Annotated in this window: 19 protein-coding genes and 2 pseudogenes; all 21 read left to right on the forward strand. The window is 61.5% G+C overall.

From position 1 onward, the window contains the following. The first annotated feature begins 13 nt into the window (after window positions 1-13). The 21 genes and pseudogenes from AC1RQK_RS27110 to AC1RQK_RS27210 all read left to right on the forward strand — a co-directional run bounded on the left by AC1RQK_RS27110 (window position 14) and on the right by AC1RQK_RS27210 (window position 21,393). Window positions 14-3,226: an efflux RND transporter permease subunit gene (locus tag AC1RQK_RS27110; RefSeq protein ID WP_492812213.1), complete on the forward strand. Its 3,213-nt coding sequence runs from the start codon at window positions 14-16 to the stop codon at window positions 3,224-3,226. 23 nt (window positions 3,227-3,249) lie between these two features. Continuing rightward, the gene (locus tag AC1RQK_RS27115; RefSeq protein ID WP_492812215.1) at window positions 3,250-4,797 is read left to right on the forward strand and encodes an efflux transporter outer membrane subunit; all 1,548 of its coding nucleotides are present in this window, start codon (window positions 3,250-3,252) and stop codon (window positions 4,795-4,797) included. 359 nt (window positions 4,798-5,156) lie between these two features. Further along, complete coding sequence (locus AC1RQK_RS27120; RefSeq protein ID WP_492812217.1) at window positions 5,157-5,681, forward strand: lecithin retinol acyltransferase family protein; 525 nt, start codon at window positions 5,157-5,159, stop codon at window positions 5,679-5,681. Window positions 5,682-5,858: 177 nt separating this feature from the next. Further along, the gene (locus tag AC1RQK_RS27125; protein WP_492812219.1) at window positions 5,859-6,338 is read left to right on the forward strand and encodes a DMT family transporter; all 480 of its coding nucleotides are present in this window, start codon (window positions 5,859-5,861) and stop codon (window positions 6,336-6,338) included. 293 nt (window positions 6,339-6,631) lie between these two features. Next, window positions 6,632-8,197 carry an MFS transporter gene (locus tag AC1RQK_RS27130; RefSeq protein ID WP_492812268.1) on the forward strand — a complete coding sequence of 522 codons (1,566 nt, stop codon included), beginning with the start codon at window positions 6,632-6,634 and terminating at the stop codon, window positions 8,195-8,197. Between the two features lie 1,140 nt (window positions 8,198-9,337). Beyond that, window positions 9,338-9,634, forward strand: a pseudogene (locus AC1RQK_RS27135) (H-NS histone family protein); the annotation flags it as partial. Between the two features lie 195 nt (window positions 9,635-9,829). Then, window positions 9,830-10,101: pseudogene (locus AC1RQK_RS27140) on the forward strand (HU family DNA-binding protein); the annotation flags it as partial. A 582-nt stretch (window positions 10,102-10,683) separates the two neighbouring features. Next, a complete protein-coding gene (locus AC1RQK_RS27145) occupies window positions 10,684-10,869 on the forward strand; it encodes an AMP-binding enzyme (RefSeq protein WP_492812221.1) in 186 nt (61 codons plus the stop codon). A gap of 453 nt (window positions 10,870-11,322) precedes the next feature. Further along, window positions 11,323-12,171: an IclR family transcriptional regulator gene (locus tag AC1RQK_RS27150; protein WP_492812223.1), complete on the forward strand. Its 849-nt coding sequence runs from the start codon at window positions 11,323-11,325 to the stop codon at window positions 12,169-12,171. Window positions 12,172-12,464: 293 nt separating this feature from the next. After that, the gene (locus AC1RQK_RS27155) at window positions 12,465-13,514 is read left to right on the forward strand and encodes a porin (protein ID WP_492812225.1); all 1,050 of its coding nucleotides are present in this window, start codon (window positions 12,465-12,467) and stop codon (window positions 13,512-13,514) included. 44 nt (window positions 13,515-13,558) lie between these two features. Further along, window positions 13,559-14,362, forward strand: coding sequence for an alpha/beta fold hydrolase (locus AC1RQK_RS27160; RefSeq protein ID WP_492812226.1), 804 nt, complete (start codon window positions 13,559-13,561; stop codon window positions 14,360-14,362). Window positions 14,363-14,423: 61 nt separating this feature from the next. Then, complete coding sequence (locus tag AC1RQK_RS27165; protein ID WP_492812228.1) at window positions 14,424-15,410, forward strand: Bug family tripartite tricarboxylate transporter substrate binding protein; 987 nt, start codon at window positions 14,424-14,426, stop codon at window positions 15,408-15,410. Window positions 15,411-15,508: 98 nt separating this feature from the next. After that, window positions 15,509-17,020, forward strand: a complete 1,512-nt coding sequence (locus tag AC1RQK_RS27170; RefSeq protein WP_492812230.1) for a carotenoid oxygenase family protein — start codon at window positions 15,509-15,511, stop codon at window positions 17,018-17,020. A gap of 9 nt (window positions 17,021-17,029) precedes the next feature. Further along, a complete protein-coding gene (locus AC1RQK_RS27175) occupies window positions 17,030-17,731 on the forward strand; it encodes an alpha/beta fold hydrolase (protein WP_492812232.1) in 702 nt (233 codons plus the stop codon). 452 nt (window positions 17,732-18,183) lie between these two features. Continuing rightward, window positions 18,184-18,660: a hypothetical protein gene (locus tag AC1RQK_RS27180; protein WP_492812234.1), complete on the forward strand. Its 477-nt coding sequence runs from the start codon at window positions 18,184-18,186 to the stop codon at window positions 18,658-18,660. Between the two features lie 177 nt (window positions 18,661-18,837). After that, the gene (locus tag AC1RQK_RS27185; RefSeq protein WP_492812236.1) at window positions 18,838-19,296 is read left to right on the forward strand and encodes a hypothetical protein; all 459 of its coding nucleotides are present in this window, start codon (window positions 18,838-18,840) and stop codon (window positions 19,294-19,296) included. Window positions 19,297-19,364: 68 nt separating this feature from the next. Beyond that, window positions 19,365-19,580, forward strand: a complete 216-nt coding sequence (locus AC1RQK_RS27190; protein ID WP_492812238.1) for a hypothetical protein — start codon at window positions 19,365-19,367, stop codon at window positions 19,578-19,580. Window positions 19,581-19,673: 93 nt separating this feature from the next. Then, complete coding sequence (locus AC1RQK_RS27195; protein WP_492812240.1) at window positions 19,674-20,138, forward strand: hypothetical protein; 465 nt, start codon at window positions 19,674-19,676, stop codon at window positions 20,136-20,138. Between the two features lie 95 nt (window positions 20,139-20,233). Then, window positions 20,234-20,743 carry a RadC family protein gene (radC, locus tag AC1RQK_RS27200; protein WP_492812242.1) on the forward strand — a complete coding sequence of 170 codons (510 nt, stop codon included), beginning with the start codon at window positions 20,234-20,236 and terminating at the stop codon, window positions 20,741-20,743. 87 nt (window positions 20,744-20,830) lie between these two features. Beyond that, on the forward strand, window positions 20,831-20,953 hold the full coding sequence (locus tag AC1RQK_RS27205) for a hypothetical protein (RefSeq protein ID WP_492812244.1): 123 nt from the start codon (window positions 20,831-20,833) through the stop codon (window positions 20,951-20,953). 8 nt (window positions 20,954-20,961) lie between these two features. Beyond that, the gene (locus AC1RQK_RS27210; protein ID WP_492812246.1) at window positions 20,962-21,393 is read left to right on the forward strand and encodes a hypothetical protein; all 432 of its coding nucleotides are present in this window, start codon (window positions 20,962-20,964) and stop codon (window positions 21,391-21,393) included. Window positions 21,394-21,541: the final 148 nt, after the last annotated feature.

The raw sequence follows: 21,541 nt of genomic DNA on the forward strand, positions 1-21,541 counted from the left end.
CGGGAGTCACATCATGAACATCTCTAAGTTCTTCATCGACCGGCCCATTTTTGCGGGCGTGCTGTCGGTGATTATCCTGCTTGGCGGCGTGATTTCGCTGTTCAAGCTGCCCACCGCCGAATACCCGGAAGTCGCACCGCCCTCGGTGGTGGTGCGCGCGCAGTATCCAGGCGCGAATCCGAAGGTCATCGCAGAAACCGTAGCCTCGCCGCTCGAAGAGAAGATCAACGGCGTCGAGGACATGCTGTACATGCAGTCGCAGGCGAACAGCGACGGCAACATGACCACCACGGTCACGTTCAAGCTCGGCACCGATCCGGACAAGGCCGCGCAGCTCGTGCAGAACCGGGTGAACCAGGCCATGCCGCGTCTTCCTGAAGACGTGCAGCGCCTGGGCGTGACTACGGTCAAGTCGTCGCCGACGCTGACCATGGGTGTGAACATCGTGTCGCCTAACGGCAAATACGACCTGACCTACCTGCGAAATTACGCGCTCATCAACGTCAAGGACCGGCTCGCCCGCGTCCCCGGCGTCGGCGAGGTCGCGCTCTGGGGCGCCGGTGACTACTCGATGCGTGTCTGGCTCGATCCGCAGAAGGTGGCGCGCCAGAACATGACGGCTACCGACGTGATCAAGGCGATTCGCGAACAAAACGTGCAGGTCGCGGCGGGCATCATTGGTGCCTCACCGATGGCATCGAACGTACCGATGCAGCTGAGCGTCAATGCCCAAGGGCGCCTGAAGACGGAAGAGCAGTTCCGCGGGATCATCCTCAAGACCACGCCCGAAGGCGGGGTGGTGCGCCTGTCGGACGTGGCGCGCATCGAGCTGTCGTCGTCGGAGTACGCGCTGCGTGCAATGCTCGACAACAAGGATGCAGTACAAATCGTTATCTTCCAGCAACCGGGTGCGAACTCGTTGCAGATTTCGGATGACGTACGCGCCATCGTGGCCGAGCTGCAGAAGGACATGCCCGACGGCGTGAAGGCCGAGATCGTCTACGACCCGACGCGCTTCGTGCAGGAAAGTATCGACGCAGTGGTCCACACGCTGTTCGAAGCCATCGCGCTGGTGGTACTGGTGGTCATCATCTTCCTGCAGACCTGGCGTGCTTCGCTGATTCCGCTGCTTGCTGTACCCGTTTCCATCATCGGCACGTTCACGCTGATGCACGCATTCGGATACACCATCAACGCGTTGTCGCTGTTCGGCATGGTGCTGGCCATCGGTATCGTGGTCGATGACGCCATCGTGGTGGTGGAAAACGTCGAGCGCAACATTTCGGAAGGGTTGTCGCCGCGTGCTGCGACGTACAAGGCCATGCAGGAAGTGAGTGGGCCGATTATCGCCATCGCGCTGACCCTGGTGGCCGTGTTCGTGCCGCTGGCCTCTATGTCGGGTCTGACCGGTCAGTTCTACCAGCAGTTCGCGATGACCATTGCCATCTCGACGGTGATCTCGGCGTTCAACTCGCTGACGCTGTCGCCGGCCCTGGCTGCGCTGCTGCTCAAGGATCACCACGCACCGAAGGACCGCCTGACCCGCGCGATGGACCGCATCCTCGGCCCGTTCTTTAACGGATTCAACAAGGTCTTCCACCGCGGTTCGGAATCGTATGGCAAGGGCGTGGGCGGTGTGATCCAACGCAAGCTCATCATGTTCGTGCTCTACGGCCTGCTGCTGGGCTTGGCGTTGCTGATGGGCAAGATGGTGCCGGGTGGTTTCGTACCGGCGCAGGACAAGGACTATCTGGTCAGCATCGCTCAACTGCCGGCCGGCGCCTCGCTGGACCGCACCGAAGAAGTGGTGCGCCAGATGGGTGAAATCGTGCTGAAGCAGCCGGGCGTGGTCCACGCGCCAATGTTCCCGGGTCTGTCCGTGAACGGCCTGACCAACTCGTCGAGCGCGGGCCTGGTGTTCCCTGTGCTCAAGCCGTCGAAGGAACGTGGCCCAGGTGAATCGGCTGCGGAGATTGCTGCCGCGCTGAACGCCAAGTTCGCCCAGATCAAAGGCGCGCAGATCGCGACCTTCCCGCCGCCACCGGTGTCGGGCCTGGGTACGCTGGGTGGTTTCAAGCTCCAGCTCGAAGACCGCGGCGCACTCGGCTATGAAGCACTCAACGAGGCGACGCAGGCTTTCATCAAGGCAGCCTCCAAGGCTCCGGAACTGGGCCCGATGTTCACGAGCTACCAGATCAACGTGCCGCAGCTCGATGTGGACCTGGACCGCGTCAAGGCCAAGCAGCTCGGCGTGCCGGTGACCGACGTGTTCGACACCATGCAGATTTACCTCGGCTCGCTGTATGTGAACGACTTCAACAAGTTCGGTCGCGTCTACCAGGTGCGTGCCCAGGCCGACCAGCAGTTCCGCGCCACGGCCGCCGACATCCTGCAGCTCAAGACACGCAACACTGCAGGTGAGATGGTGCCACTGTCGTCGCTAGTGAAGGTCACGCCTACCTACGGCCCGGAAATGGTGGTGCGCTACAACGGCTTCACGGCTGCCGACATCAACGGCGGTCCGGCACCCGGCTACTCGTCGGGCCAGGCCAAGGCAGCCATCGAGCGCATTGCCGCTGAAACACTGCCGCGCGGGATCCGTATGGAGTGGACTGACCTGACGTATCAGCAAATCCTGGCCGGCAACGCCGCCATGTGGGTGTTCCCCATCAGTGTGCTGCTGGTGTTTCTGGTGCTGGCCGCCATGTACGAGAGCCTGACGCTGCCCTTGGCCATCATCCTGATCGTGCCGATGAGTATTCTGTCGGCGCTGCTGGGGGTGTGGCTGACCAATGGCGACAACAACATCTTCACGCAGATTGGCTTGATGGTGCTGGTGGGGTTATCGGCGAAGAACGCCATCCTGATTGTCGAGTTCGCTCGCGAGCTGGAAATGCAGGGCCGCACGATCATGCAGGCTGCCATCGAGGCGAGCCGGCTGCGTCTGCGCCCGATCCTGATGACGTCGTTCGCTTTCATCATGGGTGTGATTCCGCTGGTGATGTCTACGGGTGCCGGCTCGGAGATGCGCCGTGCCATGGGTATCGCGGTGTTCTTCGGCATGTTGGGCGTGACGCTGTTTGGCCTGCTGCTGACGCCGGTGTTCTACGTGGCGCTGCGCAAGATGGCCGGTAGCAAGCCGATTGTCGACAAGCATCACACGCATTCCGAGCCTTTGCACGCCGAGCACCCGGTGCACGTTGTCAAGGCGGCATCGGCTGAATGAACAGGGAAACCAAGGAGATCATCATGAATGCACCCATGACCCAATGGCTGAGCAAGGGCTCGATGTTGCTGGCATCCCTGCTCGTTCTCGCTGGCTGCTCGCTGGCGCCAACCTACGACAAGCCTGCAGTGCCTGACGGCACTGGCTCCAGCTTCAAGGAAGCGCCTGCGCAATGGACGCAGACTGCGCTGAAGCCGGCGGAGGCCGGCACATGGCAGACCGCGAAGCCGTCAGAGGCACTCTCGCGCGGAGAATGGTGGACCATCTTCGGCGATGACAAGCTCAATGCACTGGAACAACAGGCGCTTTCAGCCAACCAGAACCTGGCTGCGGCCGCTGCGCGGCTGAAGGAGGCGAGAGCGTTGAACCAGGCCGCACGTGCTGGCCTGTTCCCCACGCTCGACGCGGGCTTTGGCCCGACGCGCCAGCAGGTGTCCGGCGCGTCGCTGCGCCAGCCTGACGGCACCGCGGTCCCGCAGCAGACGTTGTGGCGCGCGCAGGCCAGTGCCTCGTACGAGGTCGATCTTTTTGGTCGCGTGGCGTCGTCGGTGGATGCAGCCAAGGCGGACATGCAGCAGAGCGAGGCGCTGTTCCGCTCGGTGCAGCTCATGCTGCAGGCTGACGTGGCGCAGAACTACTTCACGCTGCGCGGTCTCGATGCCGAAGCCGAGGTGTTCGCCAATACGGTGAACCTGCGTGAACAGGCACTCAAGCTGGTCCAACGTCGTTTCGATGAGGGTGACGTCAGCGAGCTGGACTTGGCGCGTGCCAAGGCGGAGCTCGCCACCGCACGTTCGGACGCCATGTCGGTGCAGCGCCTGCGCGCGGCGTCCGAACATAGCCTGGCCGTCTTGCTTGGCAAGACGCCGGCTGAGTTCTCGATGCCCGCGACGCCGATCCAGGCGGTCAACCTGCGTATTCCGGCAGGGTTGCCGTCGTCGCTGCTCGAACGTCGTCCAGACATCGCCGCCGCTGAACGTGCGATGGCTTCCGCGAACTCGCGGATCGGCATTGCGAAGGCGGCCTTCTTCCCGTCGCTCACCATCACGGGCGTGGGTGGATTCGAGTCGGCCACGTTGGGCGACCTGTTCAAGTGGAGCAGCCGTGCGTTCCTGCTCGGGCCGCTGGCCGGCACCTCGCTGAACATCCCGCTGTTCGACGGCGGCCGCCGTACCGCCAACCTGGAGAACGCTAGGGCGGCATACGAAGAAGACGTGGCGAAGTACCGCCAGCAGGTGTTGACGGCATTCCGCGAGGTGGAGGACGGCTTGTCGGACCTACGCATCCTGGAAGGGCAGAGGCAGACCCAGGCCGAAGCGGTCCAGTCCGCCACGCGCGCTGCGGATATCTCGCGCAAGCAGTACACCGAGGGCGCGATCAACTTCCTCGATGTCATCGACGCCGAGCGCACCGCGCTGCAGACGAAACGTGCAGCGGTCCAGTTGCAGAGCGTGCAGGCCGCAGCCACGGTGAACCTGATCCGCGCGTTGGGTGGTGGTTGGGGTGACGCTCAGGCTGTCGCGATGGCCGCGCCTGAAAAAGCGAAGGATGCCGGCGCCGTGAAACAGTGACCGCTTAAACAAATGGCTTCAACTTCCCGACCGGGATGAGAGGCCTTGACCTTGGGGGCCGAGCGCCCCCTTGGATACTTCATTCGCCACGCAGCGCCCGTGCCTGCGTGGTGATGTCATGGCATCGCGTGCTCGCTATCTCGGCCAGCGTCTGGATGGGCCCCGCTACGTGAGTGCGCAGGCGGCACAAAACAAACTCCCATCCATTTGTCTCCGTTCTTGAGACAAAGAAACGCCGTAACTGGCATTTATCAACCGCTGGTTGGCAACCATAATGCCTTCACCGTGGTTGACACGGTTACCTCTCCGGCCGAAGCAGACCTCGGTCGGCGTGTCGCAAGCCTCACCGCTCGAAAGCCATGCGCCCACTCACCGAAACAGCATTCTCTGCACCTCAAGACGACAACCCGTCGTCGGGGCTGTCGATGTCGGCTGAACGGTTTGCGCTCGGAGCGCACCTCCTCAGCGAGCGGAATGGCTACGTTCACCACGGCATCTATTCGGGTAACGGCAACGTCATTCACTACGCCGGCTTCACCCGTTCGCGCAGGCCTGGTCCGGTTGAGGAGGTGTCGCTTGAATGCTTCTCCTCGGGGAAGGCGGTGCGGGTCGGCAATGACATGGGTGCTCCGTACCGCGGGTACATGGCGCTGGCGAGAGCGCGGTCCCGGATCGGCGAACGGCGCTACAGCTTGTTGAGAAACAACTGCGAGCACTTCTGCACCTGGTGCATTACCGGCATCGCGCGCAGCGAACAGGTTCGGGAGTGTCTTCGGCATCCAAAGAACGCAGCAAGGACCCTTGCGCTGATGGTTCGCCAATGGGTGCGTCGCGATGAGATGACCTCGTGCATGGAAGGCTTCCGTCCGTCCGCACAAACTTGATGTTTGGAGTTGAAATGAGTCTCAAAGATTCGGTGATTATCGTCGCCGGGTGGATCGTTCTTTGCGTTAGTTGCGGCTGGCTAACAGGCCAAGTCGCGCAGATGCTGACGATGGTGTGAACACATCAGGCATTCGCCGGTCGACATATTCGAACACACTTCAGAAGGCACAACGCCAATGACACCACTCCTGATTATTGCCCCACTAGCCGGGGGCGCCGCTGCGTCTCTGGAGACGTGGGTCAACGGGCGTCTGGCCGCAGGACTCGGAGGGGACCGGCTGATGGCAGCGCTGGTCTCGTTTGCAATCGGTTCCCTCGCGCTTGCAGGTGTCGCTTTTGCGCGAGGCAACCTCTCGTCGACGATGGGGTCGCTGCTCGCGCAACCCTCGTGGCGGCTCGGCGGCGGGGTGCTCGGCGCTGTCGCGATATGCGGGAGCCTGCTTGCCTCGCCTCGTATCGGCAGCGTCAACACTGTCTCTCTGTTTATCTTTGGCCAGTTCCTCGCAGCCACGCTCATTGACCAGCATGGTCTCGCGGCTGCCGTTCCGCGGCCGATGACCGTGATGCGCACAGCAGGCGTACTCGTGATCTTTAGCGGCGTCGTCCTGGTGCTGTTCGGCGACAAGATTGCTGCGACGCTCAGCCGGTCGTCGTAGGGGACGGCACCTAAGCCCGGTTAGCAAGTCCTGGCAGCCCGTCCGCGATTGTCTCTACACGAGATACGGTGCGTCGCCATTCGAAGCCTTTATCGAGGTGGAGTCAAACGCTACATTTCCACCTTTCTAGGGTGCCGGCATGCGGCCAATCGCTACGGTAATCTGCACGCGCAATTTCCCTCCCGCGAAGTACTCAACGTTGGAGTTTGCGCCGAACTGCCGTCGGCGGATCGCAGCCAGGTCCGAGCGTTCCGATGTCGTTGACAGCATCCAATCCATCATCCAATTCGCCCATGAACTCGCCAAACTCTTTAACTGACAGTCACGCTTCCGAGCGCGGAAAACCTCTCATCTTGCTAGCGGTCTGCATGGCGGCAATCGTGCTGCCGCTTAGCTTCACCGGCGGTGCGGTTTCTACGCCCGCCATCGGTCGCGAACTCGGCGGCAGCGCTGTCTCGCTGACCTGGATCACCAACGCGTTCATGCTCAGCTTTGGCAGCCTGTTGATGGCGGCCGGCGCGCTGGCTGACGTCTATGGGCGCAAGCGCCTGTTCAGCATCGGCATCGGCTTCTTCGTGCTGACGTCGCTGGCACTCGCTGCTGCGCCGTCGGTCGCCTGGCTCGATATCCTGCGTGCGCTCCAGGGCATCGCTGCAGCTGCAGCACTGTCCGGGGGAAGTGCCGCGCTGGCTCAGGAATTCGAAGGCCACGCGCGCACGCGTGCATTCAGCATGCTGGGCACGAGCTTCGGCATCGGCCTCGCATTCGGTCCGCTCCTGGGTGGCGTGCTGATCGACGCGTTTGGTTGGCGGTCGGTATTCCTGTCGACGGCCCTGATTGGCGCGGCGGCCATGATATTCGGCGTGCCGCGTATGCGTGAGACTCGCGACCCCAACGCGCAGGGGCTGGATTGGCCCGGCACCGTCTCGTTCACCGCCACGCTGGTCCTGTTCACGTTCGCCGTCATCCAGGCACCTGAGAGTGGCTGGTCCAGCGCGCTTGTCACGGGTTCATTGGCTGCTTCGGCGCTCATGCTGGCCATCTTCATCTACGTCGAATCTCGCTCGGCGCGCCCCATGCTCGACCTGAGCCTGTTCCGCATCCCGCGATTTGTCGGCGTGCAGATGCTGCCCATTGGCACCTGCTACAGCTATATCGTGCTTGTGGTGATGCTGCCGTTGCGCTTTATCGGCATTGAAGGCATGAGCGAGATCGATGCCGGCATTCTCATGATTGCGCTGTCGGCACCGATGCTGGTTGTCCCCGTGCTGGTCGCCACGCTTACGCGGTGGGTCTCCGCAGGCGTGCTCTCGGGCATTGGCTTCCTCATCGCCGCGGTGGGTCTGCACTGGTTCAGCCGGATCGACGTGGGCGCAGCCGGCTTTGCCGTGGTGCCCCCGATGCTGTTGATTGGTATCGGCGCAGGTATGCCGTGGGGCCTGATGGATGGTCTCGCGGTAAGCGTGGTGCCTAAGGAACGTGCAGGGATGGCGACAGGTATCTTCAATACGACGCGCGTAGCAGGAGAGGGAATCGCCCTTGCGACGGTCAGCGCAGTCCTGGCTGCCATTGCCAATGTGAGCCTGAGCGCGGTGCTTGCGGAAGCTGGTTCGACGGCCGGAAAGCTGGGCGAAGCCGCGCAACGGCTGGCCACTGGCGACTTGGCGCACGCAGCCGAAGCGCTGCCTCAAGTCAGCCATCAGTTGCTGGTAGCTGGCTACGGAGACGCGTTCCGCATGCTGCTGCATGTGCTGACTGTCATCACCGTGCTGTCTGCGGTCGCGGTATTTGGCTTCCTCTCGCGCACACCGCAGCAAGCCAGTGCATCGGCAACTGAAGAGCTTGGCTCCAACGCCTAACCTTCAATAGCAGGTCTGGCTTGCGCACAGCAAGCCAGACCTGCTACTGCACTAAAACTGCCAATATTCTTGCGTAAAACTGCGCAATGACCATCGGACAGTGGACGAGTTCATGTCTCGATTCCACTACATCCCTCTTATAACAAGTATTGCGGCAAGCATCTGGTTATTCCGGGATATAGAGGCATACATATGAATATGCACTGGAATAACCTTCTATCCTCAATCGAGGATCTCCATACGTTCTTTAAGGGACGATGTCCTTACTTTAGAGTTGCAAGGCTCAGCGGAAGGCCCCAAAACGCTTAGCACGAGGAAGCCTTCTATCATCCTTAGCTTGAATGATTCCGACAGTCATTCGAGTCTCGCGCTATCTTCGCCCGCGTGCCGGTCGTCTCAACTCTTCCCCACAGAGACCGGTATCCCCCCGTCGCTGCCGTATCTAGCTGACCAACGGGGCGGTCACTCACCGAAGCCGGCGGGGAGGGCGGCCCAATCGTCGGGCGGCTTGTGCTCAGCCGAGGGTGACATGAGTGTATAGATCCGTGGAGGTCGCATGATTTAGATTGATTGGTAATGAATATCGCCATCAATATGTGATTTTCGTAGAACAGACTTACGCTGTGAGTGGTCGGTTTGGCTCAAGTCGTCGCGAGTATGTCAACGCGGTCCCAAGCAACCGGTAGAACTCAACCGCATGGCGCATGCCGTCACTTTCATCTACGCGGTTGGCCGCCAGCGTCATGCAACTGTCACCAGTGCATAAAGGGCCGGCCATTCCAGGCTCGCCAGCTATGTGCACGCCTTCGGCATGCGCGGGCTGCCATACACTGAGCACACGCTGAAGCCGCCCGACTAGGCGCGGGTACTGCGTGTCTACCAACACGAGGGCACGCGCCTCGTGATCCCTCCCGCAACGGCGGGCGCCACGTGCCCGGCTCTTTCTTCCCGCGCCCTCATCTTCGACCACGAGTGTGCGCCAGCTTAACCCATGGACGGTACACCACAGCGCCTTAATGGTTCATGTGCCCGACCCAAATGACATGTACACAATGCTTAACAGCGCCCTGCTACAATACATCGACTTTATGTTCAAAGAGGTAGAGCACGAAGAAGGACTCCACGTAATCGCGCTCGAGCATGCCTACTTCACCGACGATAAGCGCGCAGCTTGTCGAGGTACGTGCAGCGGAAGTCGCTGGTGTTATCGAACAGATTCAAGCCCTGATGGCGCAGTACGAGCTGACAGCCGACGACATTGCTCCAAAACGACGTCTTGGCCGTCCCGCAGCAGGGGCGGCGCCAAAGGCGTCGGAAAAATCCAGGAAATCCCTGCTGCCAAAGTATCAAGACCCCAAGACGGGGGCAACTTGGACTGGCCGTGGTCGTGCACCAGCCTGGCTCGGTAAGAACCGTGAAAAATTTCTAGTTCCAGAAGCGTGTGCGCTCGGCGGAACGAACTGCTGCCGAATGCCGTACGCGGTATTGACTGAGTTGTCTGGAGGCAAGAGGGCTCCTAGCCTGGGGCAAGGACGACATAGTCGTTGTGACCGGCGTCTCCGACATTCCGTGGCTTCCTGATCTTGGGGCGGCGTCGGTGAGCACGCTCGCCTCTCATGCCCCGGAATTGACAGCCACCTGATCTTCAAGACTGGGCTGGACGTGCAGACTGTCTTGTCTTGATTCGGCTCGAGAATATCATCGTCGGCGCTATCCACAAGAAGGGCGCCGGCCAATTCGCCTTACCGGCCCTCTTCAAGGTGTCGGCGATCCAGGTCCCGGCCACCAAGAAGCGCTTTGGCAGGAATCCGTTTACCGGCCAAGAGCAGTGGTTTGCCGCCAAGCCCGCTTCCATCAAGGTGAAGGTCCGCTCGCTGAAGAAGCTGAAGGACGTCGCGGCCTAAGTTCGCCGGGATGGGCTGTAGCGAAAGAAGGGGAGCTGAGGCTTCCCTTTTTCGTCTCGCCTGCTCCTAGCACGCCCGAGCGTGAGCGAATCAGTGTCCGCGTGCCTTGCGGAAGCACTTCTGCTGCGACCTCGAACAATCCGGATTTGAGGATAAGCGCCTTCAGGCTTTCCCGCCATACCGCGCCTTGCGGTTCTCCAGAGCGTCTGGCTCAAGTCGCTGCGCGATTGTGGCTGCGTAAGCCAAGGTCGGCCCAGCCATCGACACGCGTTGGAGCCGCTGCCACTTTTTACAGAAATTCAATCATCCGGTTGCCCTGAAGATGCATGAGCTCAATTGCGGCCGTGGCCCATCGCTGGATGCCAAAAAGCTCGTAGGCGCGAGGGCTGGCCCTATAACGGAGATCTTGGATACCTGGGGCCGGATGGCTTTACCTTCGTCACAGGCCGGATCAAGGAACTCATCATCAAGGGAGGCGAAAACACTGCGCCTCGCGAGATAGACGAGGCATTGCTAAAGCACTCGGCTGTGCTGGGGGCGGCGGTGGCCGGCGTTCCGGACGAGCATTACGGTCAGGAATAGATGGAGTGCATTGTGTCTAAACCCGGAGAGCGATGCATGGAGAACGAATTGAGATCGTTTTGCGGGAATGAACTCGGGGCGTACAAGACACCCAGGTCTTTCCGCATTGCCGACGGGCTGCCCAAGGGACCGTTTGGCGAGGCGCAGCGGCTGAAGCTCCTCAGCATGGAGGGAATCCCTGCATAGCGCCTTTGCCGAACGACTTCCCGACGGGTGCCCGAGCGGCCTGTCGATGGTTCACGGCGTCATGCCGAGCGGAGGACGCTGCCCGAGGCAGGCCTAGTGGTATCCTTAAGCCGCAGTTTCGCAAGGTCAAGCTGCTGTTTCGAATGCGCTGTGTCAGCTCTACGCCGACCACGCCACCGTAGTTGCTGCGTTCCTTGAGTCTTTGTAGCCCGGCAGGATATTTGTTCTGGGCTTGATTTTTTGCGGGGCTTTCCAAAGGTGATCCCGGCGCTCGTTGTGCGCCGGCGAGCAGGGCTCGACCCAGCGCACGATTGTCGTGCGGGCCGGCGACAGCGCCGTCAAGCACTGCAGGCCAAAAACGACAGATCGTTCCCGGACGGGCTCCGTTGGCGATTGTTGAATATCCTGCTCTGCTACCTTCCGAGATCCTGCGTATGCGTGGGAAGTCGATTTATGGACGCTATGACATCCAAACATCCGCAAGACATTTCCGCACTAGAAGATGACCGCCGTTTTGTCACAGCCCTGGCTCGTGGACTGGAAATTCTTGGCGCATTCGATGGCGGTGGTCTGCTTGGGAACCAGGATATTTCCTCGATAACCGGTTTGCCTGGCGCCACGGTATCCAGGTTGACCTTTACCCTGGCTTCGCTGGGATACCTTCGGCGTGACGAGCAGAGCCGGAAGTACTTCGTCGGTGCCGGTGTCCTGGGGCTCAGTGCCTCAATCCAGCGCAGTCTCGGTGTGCAGAAGATCGCCAGGGGGTTCATGGAGGCGCTGTCGCGCGAGCGCAAGGTCTCAGTGGCGATGGGGACACGCGACCGCCTTGGGGTGATGTTCCTGGAGGTGGCGCGCTGCGATCAAACCGTAAAGGTGGTGCACGTCGACGTCGGCACAGTGCTGCCGATGGCGTCGACGGCGATGGGCACGGCATACCTGGTGGCGGCCCCGCTTGCCGAGCGTGCGCACCTGCTCGAGCAGATGCAGGAGCGGCATGGCGCCGAATGGGAGCAGATCCGAAAATCGGTGGAGCGGGCGCACTCGGATTACCGCAAGCACGGCTTTGTGATCTCCCTGCGTTCATGGTCGCGGCCGGTCAACGCCGTTGGTGTGCCACTGGTCATGCCAATAGGGGGCGGCATCTATGTGTTTACCTGCGTTGCAAATCCGCAAGCTGCGCCACGGGAGCGGCTGGTGAAGGAACTAGGCCCCCGGCTCGTGGAGATGGTGAACGCCATCCGCGCGGAGGTCGACCGCTCGCCACCACTGCAGGTGGTGCCGCATAGCGTGTATCGCCCCTGAGCCGAGCACGCATTTCTTCGAGTGATTTTGGCTGCCCAGGAGGCATGGGCGCTACCGTCTCACTCGCCCGCCGCTGGTCCCGTGCCTGCGCATCCTGCGTTATCTCTGGTTTGAAAATCATTTAAAATCAGATAGATAGCGTCGTCATTTCCGCAGTGCGGTTTTCCCACTAGTTTCTCCTATACGCCATCCGGGTCTCTCGGAAGAATACGGTCCGGACAAGAGAGCGGCCACACCGACATCCACCTGTCGCGATGGCTGGCCCATCAACCGGACTGAAGGGGAGACATCGAATGAAGCATGTATTGGCTTGCGCAGGATTGGGTATGTTCAGCCTCGCGGCACAGGCGCAATCCAGCGTCACACTCTATGGCGTGGTCGACGCCAACGTTGAATACGTGAACAATTTGCCGGGCGCTACCGGGAAAGGCAGTGCCTCCCGGCTGAGCTTGCGCTCCGGTGGCATGTCGACTTCGCGCTGGGGGATTCGGGGCGCGGAGGAGTTGGGCGGCGGGATGAAGGCGGTCTTTGCCCTTGAGAACGGCTTCAACGTGGATACAGGTACGCAGTCCGATAGCAGCCGGCTGTTCGACCGGCAGGCGTTCGTTGGCTTGTCGAACCAGTATGGCACGCTGACCTTCGGTCGCCAATACACGACGATGTTCTCGATCATGGGGAACTATGTGCCGCAGGCCTATGCGCCGCAGTATGAGCCGATCTCGACTGTGGTCACTGCGCGCAATGACAACGCGGTGAAGTATGTCGGGAAGTTTGGCGCGGTGGGGCTTGGGGCGCACTACAGCTTTGGCGAGCGGCCGGGTGCATTTTCCTCTGGTTCCGGCTGGGGCCTGGGAGCCACCTACGCTCCGGGCGACTTCAGCATTTCGGCGGCCTATGACCAGTTGAATCCACAGGCCGGCACCGGTACCGGTTCCGGCCGAACGCAGTACGCGGGCATCGCCGCCAACTACATGGCCGGACCGGCCACCTTGTTCGCGGCCTATCGTTGGGGCCGCAAGGAAGACGAAGCCGGCAGGCCGATCACGCGCGATAACTTCTGGTGGACGGGCGTGCGCTACGAGCTCGCGCAGGCCTTGGTGCTCACGGGTGCCTTCTACTACGACGACGTCAAGAAGTCGTGCGGCACAAGCTGCACGAATCCCGCCAATCCCTGGCAAGCCAGCGCTCTGCTTGACTACAGCTTGTCCAAGCGGACCAACCTTTACGCGGTGGCCGCCTATGCGAAGAACGCCGCCATGAACTTTGGCTTCGGTGGCTACACGCTGGCGCCGGGCAAGTACAGCCAGACCGCCGTCGCAATTGGCATTCGCACCAAGTTCTGAGCCCGGCAGGGCAAGCGCAGACCAAGTCGAATGGAACATCAAACATGAAGAGCTATCGTTTTCCCGATTATCAGGTGGCCGGCGACGCAGAGACCACAATCTTCCTGCTGCACGGCGCCTATGGCTCGAAGACGTACTTCGGACCGGAAATCGAGGCGCTGGTTCGCGAGGGCTATCGCGTGGTGGCTTGGGATGCGCCGGGTTATGGCCTGAGTCCGCTGCCGGAGAACCTGAGCATCGAAGGGCTGGCGGACACCGCGGCCGCGCTGATCGAGCGGCTCGGTACGGCGCGCAACGTGGTGCTGGGCCATAGCATGGGAGGCATCGTTGCGCCTCGCGTGGCGACGCTCTTGCCCGGGCGCGTGCATGGCTTGGTGGTGTCGGCAACGGTAGCGTCTTTCTCGCGCAAGAGTGAGGAGGACAGGAGGACCTTCCTGGAAGAGCGCATCGCGCCGCTCAAGCATGGGAAATCGTTCGTGGAAACGGCCATGCCGGTGATCCGCTCGATGTTTGCGGCGGGCTCGCAGGGGCCGCTGGTCGATCTTGTGACTTCAGTGGCGGCCAGCACTTCGGCCGACACCTTCTGTGCCGCGATCGCGGCCATCGTCAACTATGAAGGCATCGACACCCTGCGCCAGGTTGCTGTGCCGACGCTGCTTGTCGCCGGCGAGCAGGACAAGGTCGGCAGGCCTGACGGCATGCGGGAGATTCAGGAACTGATCCCACAGGCGGAGTTCGTCTGCATTCCAGACGCTGCGCACTACGCGTTTGCCGAGCAGCCGGAAGCCTTTAACCGCCACCTGCTCGGCTTCATTCGGCGCCATGTTGACAATGCTGGCCGCGAATAAGCCTGACGGACTATCGCAAGACGGGGGCTCGCCAGCGAGCCATCCCTTACTCGGAAACAGCATGATGCAGAGAAACATCCCTTCAGTGACAAGGCGTGCCTTTATCGGCGCCTGCCTGGCGCTCGGTTTCATTGCCGGGGCGCAGGCAGGCGACTGGCCCGAGCGGCCGATCACGCTGGTCGTGCCATACCCCGCTGGCGGTTTGACCGACACGGTATCCCGGACCTTGGGCGACGAGGTCGGCAAGATTCTCGGCCAGCCCGTCGTGATTGAGAACCGCGCCGGCGCGGGGGGAAAGATCGGCCTGGACGCGGTCAGGCGCGCGCCACGTGATGGTTACACGATTGCACTGGTCGTGCCTGCCACCATGATTACGCTGCCCCTGACGGACAAGAACTACGGGATCGATCCGTTGAAGGACTTCGAGCCAATCACGATTGCGGTCGACACCTACCTGGCGCTCGTGACAAGCCCCTCGCTGGGTGTGCACAACCTGAAGGAGTTCACTGTCTATGCCCAGCAACACCCGGGACAGCTGAACTACGCCACCCCAGGTGCGGGCACCAGTTTCCATTTCAACAATGTGATGCTTGAGCAGAAGCTCGGCATCCGCGCCGCGCATGTGCCATACAAGGGCGAGGTTCAGATGATGTCGGATATCGCCAATGGGCAGATCCATTACGCGCTGGTCACCAACTCGTCCAAGGCATTTGTGGACGGGGGCAAGGCGGTGCCCATCGCGGTGGCGGCCGGGAAACGGGTGCCGGCCTTCCCCAATGTGCCGACCTTTCGTGAGCTCGGCGTGGATTTCGTCACCGATGGCTGGGTGGGGTACGCCGCGGCCACAGGCACCCCGGTAGCGATTCTCGACAAGCTGAATGCTGCCTTCACCAAGGCGCTGGCACTGCCGCGCATCAAGACACTGTTCGCGCAGATGGGCTACAACCCGGTCGGCAATACGCGGGCCCAGTTCCGGGCACTAATCGAGGAACGCACCAGGCACTATGCGCAGCTTGTGAAGTCCGGCGCAGTGAAGCTGGACAACTGAGCGCACAACCTGCGAAATCATCGCGAGCCGTAGGGAAACCCCAAGAGAAGCCGTTGGCGCATCAAGGATGCACCAGGCAAGCAGAGTGAGGATCCATCATGCTGGAAATCGTCAATCACGTTCCGTCCACGATCTCGGCGGACAACGACCATCCCTTCCTCAACGGGCCATTTACGCCCAACCAGGACGAATACACCGCGGATACCGACGCCATGCAGGTGATCGGTGAAATCCCCAGGGATCTGCACGGCATCTACGTGCGCAATACGCACAATCAGGTGCATGAATCGATCGGCATCTACCATCCTTTCGACGGTGACGGCATGCTGCACGCCATCCATTTCGAAGACGGTCGCGCCACTTACCGCAACCGCTATGTGCAGACCACCGGTTTTCTTGCCGAAAAAGCCGCTGGCCGGTCGCTCTGGCCAGGCATGCTGTCGCCACAGTTGTATTCGCGCCGTGGCTGGGGCTCGATGGGTGCCATGAAGGACAACGCCGGCACCGACGTCATCTGCCATGCCGGCAAGCTGCTCGCCTCGATGTCGCAGGGTAGCGAGCCGTGGCGGCTGGATCCGCTGTCTCTCGAGACGCTGGGGCCGGACGTCAACTGGGGACGCGAGGTGCCGGATGGTGTGGCGTCTCACTACAAGGTCGATGCCGAGACGGGCGAGATGATGTTCTTCAAATACCCGGAACGCTGGCCGCATATGCATTACGGTGTGATTGATCGCCACAACCGCCTGGTGCACTACGTGCCGATCGAGCTGCCTGGCCCGCGCTGGCCGCATGACCTGGGCATTACCAGGAACTACACGATTCTGCATGACCTGCCGTTTTTCTTCGATCCCGAAGCGCTGAAGCGCGGCGAGCGCAAGCTGGCGTTCCACCGTGACATTCCGGCTCGCTTCGGCATCGTGCCGCGCCACGGCGACAACGCGCAGGTGCGCTGGTTCGAGGGCACGCCTTGTCACATCCTACATCTGGCGAACTGTTACGAGGACGGCGACGAGGTCGTGATGGATGGATGCATCATGCCGGACCCGCACAAGCCGAGCGTGGGGCAGAATGACGGCAGCAAGCAGGCCGCCTACGACAAGATCCGCGCTCACCTTGACAAACATAACAACCCGACGCTGATGTACCGGTGGCGATTCAACCTGAAAACCGGCCAGACGCGCGAGGAGCAGATCGACGACGAGATCACGGAGTTCCCAATCTGTAGCAACGACTATGTTGGCCGCCCGTACCGCTACAGCTATAATGTCTTATACGAAAAAGGCGAATGGTTGTTCCGTGGCCTGAAGCGCTATGACATGTTGACGGGCGCGACCCAGCGCTACGAGTATGGCAAGGGCCGTTATGGCAGTGAGCCGCAGATGGCACGCCGCATCGGCGCCAAGGCGGAGGACGACGGCTACCTGCTGACCTTCGTCACCGACATGACCGCCAATCGCTCGGAATGTCTGATCCTGGACGCCAGCGATATCGCCGCAGGTCCGATTGCGCAAATCATCCTGCCGCATCGCATCTCAATGGGTACGCATGCTTGCTGGGTGGAGCCTGACCGCGTTGCGGGCGAGAACCGTGGCGCGGCATACTTGCCCTGAGACGGCGTCATGCAAAAGAACCTCGTTCTGGTGCCGGGGCTGAACAATACCCGGATGGTGTTCGCCCGGACCCTGGCGGCCCTGCCGCCATCGGTGCGCGGCATCGCGGTGGACTGCCCTCCGTTGTCGTCTGTCGAGGCCATCGCCGAGGCACTGCTGCCAGTTTTGCCCGAGCGCTTCTGGCTGGGCGGCTTTTCGTTCGGGGGCTATGTGGCACTGGCGTTGCTGGAATCTGTGCCCGAGCGCATCGAAGGCATTGCCCTGATTTGCTCGGCACCTTATGCGGACTCGCCGGAACAGCGCGAGAAACGACGCATATCCATGGCCACGGCTCGCGAGGGCCGCTACTTCGACATGATCGAAGCACAGGCGGTCAGTGCTTTTCATCCGAGTAATCTGCAGGACGCTGACCTGATGTCGGAGCGCCGTGTCATGGTGCGTGCCTATGGCGTTGAACGTTACCTTGCGCATGTGCAGGCGGTCATCGACCGGCCAGATCGCTCCCGGTTGCTGGACGGCAGCAAACCAACGCTGGTAGTGTGCGGCTCGCACGATAGGGTGTTTCCCGAGGAAGTTCTGCGCCAGGTTGCGCTCGGCGTTCCCGGCGCCGAGCTGCGGGTCGTCGCGGCCGCAGGGCATTTGGTGCCGCTAGAGCAGCCGCGGAAACTGGTGCGTGCATTGACGGATTGGATGGACGTCGGGACCAGCTAGCGCAGAAATCCCCTTCCTCCACGCTTTTGCGAGCGGTGGGGAGGCAATGGGAACTTACTTTACCCCGATTCTTCGACTTGGCATCCTCGCCTCGATGCGCCTATCGCTCGGGGCGATTCCTTTGACGCAGGCGTAGGACGCTGGCGGACAACGGCAGCGGGGCGCAGCGGTCCGCGAGCGCTTCGAGCAAGGTCGGCCTAAGCACCGATTTGAGCCCACAAAACGGGCTGAAGATTGCCCTCAGGGAGCCAATAGCGCTGTTCGCCCTCGTTTCCGCGTCGTCCCAGGACCGGATGACCGAGAATTCGATAAGACAGGCTTTCTAGCCTACCGGCCGGCCGGCGTTGTCAAGGCGGGCGCAGCTTTCCAGAGAGCATTTTGGCGCGAGATTGGGTGGCGTCAGCCTTGGAAAGCTGTATGATTTCGCGTCGCTTTTACGGTAAGCCCCTTCCATGAGAGAGGTTTCGCTCGGCCCGCGTCCCGCCTCGGAGCGGGAGATGGTCTCGCCTGGGGGCGAGTACTATCAGGCCCTAACCACGATTGATGCCTTCGCCTTCCGGCGTATGTTGGACCGCGTGTTCTGGCATCCCGAGCCGGAGGTACTGCGGTTCGAAGTGCGAGCGAACCCATCCCCTTTGGGCAGCATCTATGACGTGGTTGCACTGGTGTCGGACGCCGGGGAGGCCTGGTTCAACAGGGACATAATCCCTGGTCGTTGGGACTATGTTGCATTCTCGGAAATCGGTTGGGGAATGGCGAAGCTTTACAGCCAAGAGGCCATCGATGCCGGCCGAATGCGCGAGGAGGATGGCTCAGCCGTCGCCGGCGGGCCGATGCCGGATTTCACGCACCTGCAGGATCCGGCTGAGCGCGAACGCTACCGTTGGGCGCTCATCAACCACCTGCGCAGGCAAGGGCGATCGGGCTAGCATGGTCTTCCACCGTCGGCGGCTTTGCGGTATTCTCTCGGCAATTCTCGCGTCGTAGACGCATCGACCCCGCCATCTCCGCGATGGCTAGCATAACTGCCCGGTCCACGCCGGCAGTCTTCAACCCCCTCGGGACTCACGTCCCGGATGGGCGTGTTCCCTCTCCGGAGCATTCCCATGCAATTCGTTTCCCAACAGGCATCACCGCCGTCGCGTATTGCTGCAGCCCACGCTGGCTCTTGCGATCGTGCTCGACACGCCGCCATCGAAATCACCCGCCGGTTCGTGCTGTCCAAGCTTGCCTTGGACCGCAAGCCTGTCGGTGCCGTGGTGTTGCGCAAGAGCTTCCAGGTGTCCGAAGCAGGACTCCTGACTTCGACAAGTGTCCAGACCATGGATGCCGCGCTCAACGCGGTGAAGGCTTTCGCTGAAAGCTGCGACATGGATGACCTCGCGGCTGAGCTTCTCCTGCTCAATCTGTACGGCTGCCTGGGAAGGAGGGCGGTGCCGCTGCCCGGTCTCGAGCTAGCATTCTTTAAAGGCTGGTGCGAGTTCCGCTTTGACACCGAGCTCGGCTACAAGCTGCTTGCGTTCGTCGAGAAGCATGGCGGCCAATTCTTGATGGACCACTACTGATTCCTCTCTTCTCTTTCCACCCGTGGGGCTTGCCCCCATGGGCGGCGCTCCCTCCACGCGGAGCCATCATGATCTTTTCCACGCGTTTCGCCGCCGGCGTTGTTGTCGCGCTGATGCTGGACCTGCTGTCGGTCCTGTACTGCCTGATGACGACGCGGGACGACGCTGTTCTGTTGCAGCAAATGCTGTCGTGCGCGGCCATAGGCGCGCTGCTTTTGGTTGGCTGTCTGCTCAGGGCGCTAGCTACGCTGGACGCCCGCAATAGCCAGATCGGCCAGGCGTAAGGCCGGTCGTTCGCACTCTCACCCACTGGGGAATGCCCCCTGTGGGGCTTCCCCGGACGTTACTACTTGGAAGCCACAGTGAACCTTCTCCCCATGCGTATCGAAGTCGGACCCGTCCCTGTCGAAGAGGCGTGCGCTCAGGTTGGCGATCCCGACTATGTGGCGCGCTCGCGTAGCGAGACCGCCGTCTATATGCGCCAGCTTCAACGGATCTTCGGCTTTCCGCCGCCAGAGCAGCTGACATTCCAACGGCAGGGCTTTTCTCATGACCTTGGCCGGTACTACGAGGTTGTCGCGTGCATGAACCGGCGCGGCGAAAGTCGCTTCGATGAATCGAAGTTGCCAACGACCTGGGACCATATTGCCCGCGCGGAACTCACCTGGACTCGGCTGAGCCGGCGATACCGTGAGGAATGCTGGGCGGGCATGCGCGCGCCGGATGAGGTGCCGCCCCTGTATCTCGGTGCGATACCTGACTTTCCCGACCATCCCGTCGCGTACTGGATGGCACTCGGCTGGACGCCAACGGCGGCAGCGCCGGCGATAGGTCGCCACTGAACCAAAATCCTTTCTTTGACCCGTCCGGGAGTGCTACCCGAACGGGAGCGCTTCCGGCTTCCGGGCGATTCCGCCCGAGCAACCGGAGCACGATCATGTCACAATTTTCCTCTTCCTCGTTCGATGCCGCTTTGCTGGTGCGTGACGCACACGGGCTCTATGTGCTGGCGACTGCGGAGCAGATTCTGGACGCTGCGCGCCAGGCCATCGATCAGAAGATGCAGCGTGGGGCTTCCTTCTCGTCGCCGGCGGCGGTCGGGGAGTACTTGCGGACCAAGCTGGCTGGATTGGACTGCGAGGTGTTCTCTGTACTGTTCCTCGACACACAGCATCGCCTCATCGAATATGTCGAGATGTTCCGCGGCACCATCGATAGCGCATCGGTGCATCCGCGCGAGGTCGTCAAGGAGGCACTTCGGCTCAACGCAGCGGCGGTGATCCTATCGCACAACCATCCGAGCGGAAGGCCCGACCCGAGCGAGGCCGACAAGGTGCTGACCCTGCGGCTCAAAAGCGCTCTAGCGCTGGTAGATGTCCGTGCGCTGGATCATGTCATCGTGGCCGGCAGTGTCACCACGTCCCTTGCCGAACACGGCTTGATTTGAGGAATGGGGCTTCGGCCCCTTTTTGAACTACTCACTCACCCTTGGGGGCATCCCGAGGGGGGTGCTCCCACAATTTGGAGCACCTTCATGTACAACAACGTCGCAGCGGCATTCCTGGCGGCCAAGGAAAGCAGCCGCCAGGCCCATCAGCTTGCGCATAACATCGAATTGACGCGAGAGCATTTGCATGCCGCCGCGGCGGTCGAATGAGCTGCGCCATGCATAAGACGTATCGAGACAAGGACGGCAACTTGGTCGAGATTGTATCGATCGAGATTGCTCCGCATGTCGGTGGCATTTCACGTGCCCTATCGTGGGACCGGTTTTCCGGGCAGTATGCACCGGCGGAGGACCAGGCTTATCGGCTCGTGCACGTGACGCTAGAAGAGCCGGCGGATCTGTCATTGCCGGCCTACTGGAACGGCACGCGCTGGAACAAATGGGTGGTTCCCGAGCTTCCACTCTCTAGCATTCTCCAGCTTGCGCAACTGCTGCCCGATGTCGTGCACGTCGACGAGGCGGGTGTGGCCGTGGTGTTCGATGGGCAGGAAGTCATCCCAGTCGCGACCACGGTGCTGCAAGTAGATGGCGAGGCGATCTGCACCTATTTCGTCGAAGGATGGTGCTGGGAACTTGTAGCAACCATCTGACCCGCTGCGCTATCGGTTGCCAGGAGTCTATCCGGACGTGTCATTCCTGGGGGATCTCATTGGATCTCCCAGGTCGGTCGGAACTTACAAGTCTTTGACCGGCGGTTGCAGCCAGGCGGCAGCCGCGCTGCGTGCACGCGTCACATAT

The organism is Cupriavidus sp. GW822-FHT02D05 (assembly GCF_058802485.1).